The 4729-nt window shown below is 56.1% G+C and carries 8 protein-coding genes; all 8 read left to right on the top strand.

Annotated features, from left to right (window positions below; all coding sequences use genetic code 11):
- Positions 1-245: 245 nt before the first annotated feature.
- A complete protein-coding gene (locus ACUVTA_RS08610) occupies positions 246-596 on the top strand; it encodes a 6-bladed beta-propeller (RefSeq protein WP_445952535.1) in 351 nt (116 codons plus the stop codon).
- A gap of 40 nt (positions 597-636) precedes the next feature.
- The gene (locus ACUVTA_RS08605) at positions 637-1089 is read left to right on the top strand and encodes an SMP-30/gluconolactonase/LRE family protein (RefSeq protein WP_445952534.1); all 453 of its coding nucleotides are present in this window, start codon (positions 637-639) and stop codon (positions 1087-1089) included.
- 74 nt (positions 1090-1163) lie between these two features.
- On the top strand, positions 1164-1397 hold the full coding sequence (locus ACUVTA_RS08600; protein WP_445952533.1) for a cytochrome c3 family protein: 234 nt from the start codon (positions 1164-1166) through the stop codon (positions 1395-1397).
- A 64-nt stretch (positions 1398-1461) separates the two neighbouring features.
- Positions 1462-2121 (top strand): hypothetical protein, encoded by a 660-nt coding sequence (locus tag ACUVTA_RS08595; protein ID WP_445952532.1) that lies wholly within the window; start codon positions 1462-1464, stop codon positions 2119-2121.
- Positions 2122-2168: 47 nt separating this feature from the next.
- The gene (locus ACUVTA_RS08590) at positions 2169-2642 is read left to right on the top strand and encodes a GspH/FimT family protein (RefSeq protein ID WP_445952531.1); all 474 of its coding nucleotides are present in this window, start codon (positions 2169-2171) and stop codon (positions 2640-2642) included.
- A gap of 23 nt (positions 2643-2665) precedes the next feature.
- Positions 2666-3043 carry a type IV pilus modification PilV family protein gene (locus tag ACUVTA_RS08585; RefSeq protein ID WP_445952530.1) on the top strand — a complete coding sequence of 126 codons (378 nt, stop codon included), beginning with the start codon at positions 2666-2668 and terminating at the stop codon, positions 3041-3043.
- A complete protein-coding gene (locus ACUVTA_RS08580) occupies positions 3040-3516 on the top strand; it encodes a PilW family protein (RefSeq protein ID WP_445952529.1) in 477 nt (158 codons plus the stop codon). The genes ACUVTA_RS08585 and ACUVTA_RS08580 overlap by 4 nt, the downstream gene beginning before the upstream one ends.
- 25 nt (positions 3517-3541) lie before the next feature.
- Positions 3542-4729 (top strand): PilX N-terminal domain-containing pilus assembly protein (locus tag ACUVTA_RS08575; RefSeq protein ID WP_445952528.1); only part of this gene is annotated, 1188 nt, incomplete at its 3' end.

Below are 4729 nucleotides of genomic sequence, written 5' to 3'. Positions count from 1 at the left end.
GGGGAATCATCTTTGAAAAGATTTCCAGGTCGAAGAAATTTAGCTGACCGTCATTATGGCACAACACTTTTGGTTTTTCGAGAGAAGATATGCCCATTTTTCAAGGCTTCCCGGTCCTGGGGCCGCCCAAAATGCGGGTTAGCTGTCAAACTTGAGTTCGAACACCTATTACTACTTAGCCTTAGCCTACGAAGGGATGGGAGACAAAACGAACGCTCTTACGGCCATCGATAAAGCGCTCCGGTTTGCTCCTGGCTACGTGGGTTGCAACGATATACGGAGACCAAGGCGTCTTGCTCCGGCAACCCCGAAAGGTGTGCGTATATAACGATGAAATATTCGTTTCCGACACGGCAAACCACCGGGTGGTTGTTTTTGACTATACCGGCCATTATCTTCGGAAATTTGGGGATACCGGCGGAGAAAGAGCGCGGCTGCAATACCCCTATGGAGGTGTAGTAGTTGGAAACCGCATTTTCGTAGCCGAGGCGGGTTTAAGGAAGGCGGTCATTTTTGATCGTGAGGGTAAATTCATAGGCTATTTTGGAGAAAAGGCACTCGCAAAGTCGGTGGATGTAGCTTTCTATAAAAGATAAGCTCTACTTCACCGATGTCGGCCGCCAGCAGGTCGTAATAATGGATCTCTCCGGGAAAGAGGTGGGGGCCATCGGGCGGTTTGGCCGTAGTGGGGGCGGTGAGTTTTATTACCCGAATGGCATTGCTGTCAGCCCCGACGGTCGTATCTTCGTTGCCGATACCAACAATTGCCGGGTCCAGATATTCGATACCCAAGGGAAGTTTTTGGCAATGTGGACGGGTGATCTCGCCAAGCACGAGGGTTACTTTGCCACGCCTACCGGGATCGCCTTCGACAAAAAGGGGAACGTCTATGTGGCCGACGCGCTCTCTCAGCGGGTGACAATCTTTAGCAAGGAAGGAAAAATGCTTCCCGCCGTTGCCAAGCAGGTCGGCGCTCCGGAAGAAAAGGACAGTCTTTGTTGCCCTACGGGGGTCTGGATTGATAGCAGACAACGGCTCTACGTAGCTGACTACGGAAACTTGCGGGTAGTCGTTTACGACCTGAAATAGTACGCGAGGCTGATCCCTTTCTTTAGCCGGAGGGGGTTCAGTAATAAAAACGCGCCGGAAAGGAGGTGAATACAATGACCAAGGCGAAGCTTTATTTGGTCTCGGTGGTAGCCCTGGTATGTTGCCTGGCTTTCGCGGCGCCGGCTTTCGCCTGGACCCACGGGCAGTTTTCTGCCACTACGGACGCTTGTGGCGGGTGCCACGTCGCCCATGCGGCTAACCTCCCGAAGCTCCTAAAAGCCGGAGCAACGCAGACCCACTTTCTGCTTCCTCTGTCATGGCGACGGTGCCACCAGCGCTCCTTATGACGTAAAAGACGGCCTCACTTCACCCGACAAAAATACCTGGCGTCCTTCTCCAGCTGGTGGTTTCGTGCGTCAGTGGGTCGACACCAACGGTGATGGCACGCCGGAGCCGGGCGAGTTGGTTAGCGTAACGTCCCGCCACAATGTCTGGGGGCTCGAAGGGGAAACGGGCGACCCGGACCCAAACGACCCGCGGGGCGACTACTTTATCCCGGGTAGCACCAACAGGTTCACCGGCACCGGTTTTGTCTGCGGTTCGCGCCACGACCCGCACGCTGGTGGGAAAACCCCGGATAGCAACGGCATCGTCCAAGGAAATCCACGGCTGTTGCGCAAAGTTCTCTTCGGGCAAACCGTAGACTACGTAGCTTTTAAAATGCAAACCGTGGGTACCTTCACCTACCAGGGGGTAAGCTCTGGCGTGTACACGGTAACGGACTACGCCTACGGCAGCACCGACTGGTGTGGCGCTTGTCACAACAAGTTCCCCGATACGGTAAGTGAGGGGCATGCCAGCCAGGTCTACGGGCTTTACCGCCACCCGACCATCGTACACATCAACACCGCTCCGAAGGATGCTTCTCTCGCAACGGGAACACCGGTGGAAAAGAGGTTTCGAAACAATGCCTCCCGGCTCTTCCCTACCAAAAGCGGGAAATTATTCTTACCCTTGCAGGAATGGAGGTTTTTATGTCGAAATAAACCGGTGGCAGTTACAAGCTTATAAAAGTTAGGGCGAAGGTGCAGGCCGGCATAGTACAAGGGTGATCAGAATTGGAGCGTAAAGTTGGGTCTTGCAGAGACGAAGCCGGTTTTACCATCCTCGAAGTACTTGTTCTCCTAGTCGTGGCAGGTGTTCTTCTCGGGATAGTATTTTTTCCCCTTACTCGGAGTACTGCCCATTGGGATCTGGTAACCGGCGCCCGCGAACTGGTAAGCCACCTGCGCGCGACGCGGGATTTGGCGGTGACCCGGGGAGTGGAGAGCGTACTCACGATTTACCAGAACGATAACTGCTACCGGTTCGAGCGCGTCCCCGGTGTATGGGAAACGGTTTACCTTCCGGCCCGCGTTCGGTTTGCTTGGCTCACCTTCGCAAATCCCCCGGTCGCCGGGATGGTCTACGAGGTCCGTTTCAACCCTTCCGGGAGCTCCGGAAACGGAGGCAAAGCTACCCTCCAAAGCGTAACCGGGGAAAAAAGAGAGATCGTCGTCTTTGGCCCGACGGGCCGCGTAAGAGTAGAATAGCCGCTGATAGCGGGAGGGGCGAGATGGCGGAACGCCGAAGTACGGATGAACAGGGGCTGACACTGGTGGAGGTCTTGGTAGCGGCGGTACTCCTCGGCTTCATCGCGGTGGGCCTTTTTACCGCCTTCGGGGTTAGTGCACGGTTTGTGGCAGCCGGGCGGGAGGATACCAAAGCGCTTTACCTCGCCCAGCAAAAGCTAGAAGAGTTAAAGGGGGAACCGTTTGGTACCGTCGTAACCGTAGCGACAGAAACACCCTTTACGCCTACCGTCCCCGGCTTTACCTACCGAATTGCGGTGGTGGATAACGTCTCCACGAAGACGGTGGTAGTAGCGGTCTACTACAAAATCCACGGAGTAGCCAAGAGTGTCCATCTGACGATGGAGCGGGTAAGGCCATGAAGCGGGACCGGGGCGAAAACGGGCTCACCCTAATCGAAGCGATGGTGGCGGCGGCGCTAATGTCCCTGATTATTCTGGGCGCCTTTTTGCTTTACGAGCGAGGGGCACTGAACTGGGTCTGGACAGACCAAGAGACCGAGGTGGCAGACAACCTCCGAAGCGCACTAGATAAAGTAGCGACCGAGGTACGCGGAGCTAGAGCCAGTTCTGTAGAAATCCCTGACCCTCAGAACCTTCGTTTTGAGGATAGCGAAAGCGGGGTCACAGTTTGGTACCGCTTCGATACGCGGCAGGGAGAATTGGAGCGCAGCACAGGGTCGGTTTTTCAGCCGGTAACTACCGGTGTAATAACGGCAGTCTATTTTTCCCGGGATCCCGTAAATCCTGCAACAATCCGCCTCGTGCTCAAGGGGAAAGGACCCCGAACCGCTGAAGTTTCTGTACAGACAGCCGTTTGCGTGCGTATCCCCTAGGGCCCAAAGATGAGGAGGAATAAGGATGCGGCGTAGTGAAGATGGACAGGCATTACTCTTAACCTTGGCGGTACTCTTCCTACTCACCCTTCTGGGAGCGGCGGGCCTTACCTTGGCAACTGGTAGCAAGCAGGCTTCCATGGGGGAGCGTGAACGCCTCCAGGCACTTTATATAGCTGAGGCCGGCGTGGAAAAGGCGCTCGCCGATTTGAAACAGAGACTTATCTATCCGGCACCGGGCTTTGAAAGCTTTCGTATTGCTAACGAGCCCTACGCCGGCGGGGTTATAGAGGAGGTCTACGTGAAGAAAGAGACGGTAGGAAACTCCGTCTACTACACCATAACCTCCGTAGGAAAGTATCCCGAGGAGCCGAGACCAGGTCGCCTTCAGGCCCGTAAGATCGTTAAGGCTAAAGTTCTGGTAGGACCTGATCCCTTTCTTGCCTATGGCGGTCCCGGGCCGAAATCGGATACGCAGGTTGAGGTGAAGGGGCCGATAATGATACTGGGTGAGAGCAACATCCAAGGCAGCCTCCTGGCCCGCACGGGAGACGTCGCGTTAGAATCCTTGGAGCTGGAGCACCAGGGCGGCATCTATGCCGGCGGGAATGTGCGGGCGGGGCGTGACTTCACTTTCAGCGGGCGGGGCGAAATCAAGGCGGGAAAAGACGTTGACCTTTTTAACGCCTCGATGCGCACCTGGGAGGGGGAGATCTGGGCGGGAAACGAGGTGTACCTCCCCCCGGGGCTACCGGGGAACGTGATCGTTCATAAGAATTGCGGGCCGCGCATCCCGGGGTTTCCCCTGCCTCAGTTTCCGGTCGTAGGAAAGGGAAGCCCGTGGTACGGGCGGGTGAGGAAGGAAGCGCAAGACCAGGGGCGCTATTTTCCAAACGCTGCGGCATGGCTTGATGACGACCCGGAGTTCGGGACGGGCAAGGGAATCAGGTGGAACTATTCGGTGAGACTTTGGCCTAAAACCGTTCTCGTCGTCGTTCGCGGGGCGGAGCTTAACCTCGAAGGGATTACTGTAATCGACGGCCCGCTCGCGCTTGACGCGGCGGCGTATCAGGAGGCCTATAGGCGGTGGCAAGAGCGGATCAGGAGCCGTTACCCTGGAAAGACCGTTAAGTTCCTCGATGCTGATCTTCGAAAACTGGAATTAAGGGCCAATACTGCTGCCACCGTTGTGGCAGACAGCATCGCGGTTGAC

The organism is Thermodesulfitimonas sp. (assembly GCF_052743955.1).
The sequence above is the reverse complement of the archived record's forward strand: the minus strand, read 5'-3'. Positions and strand labels throughout refer to the sequence as shown.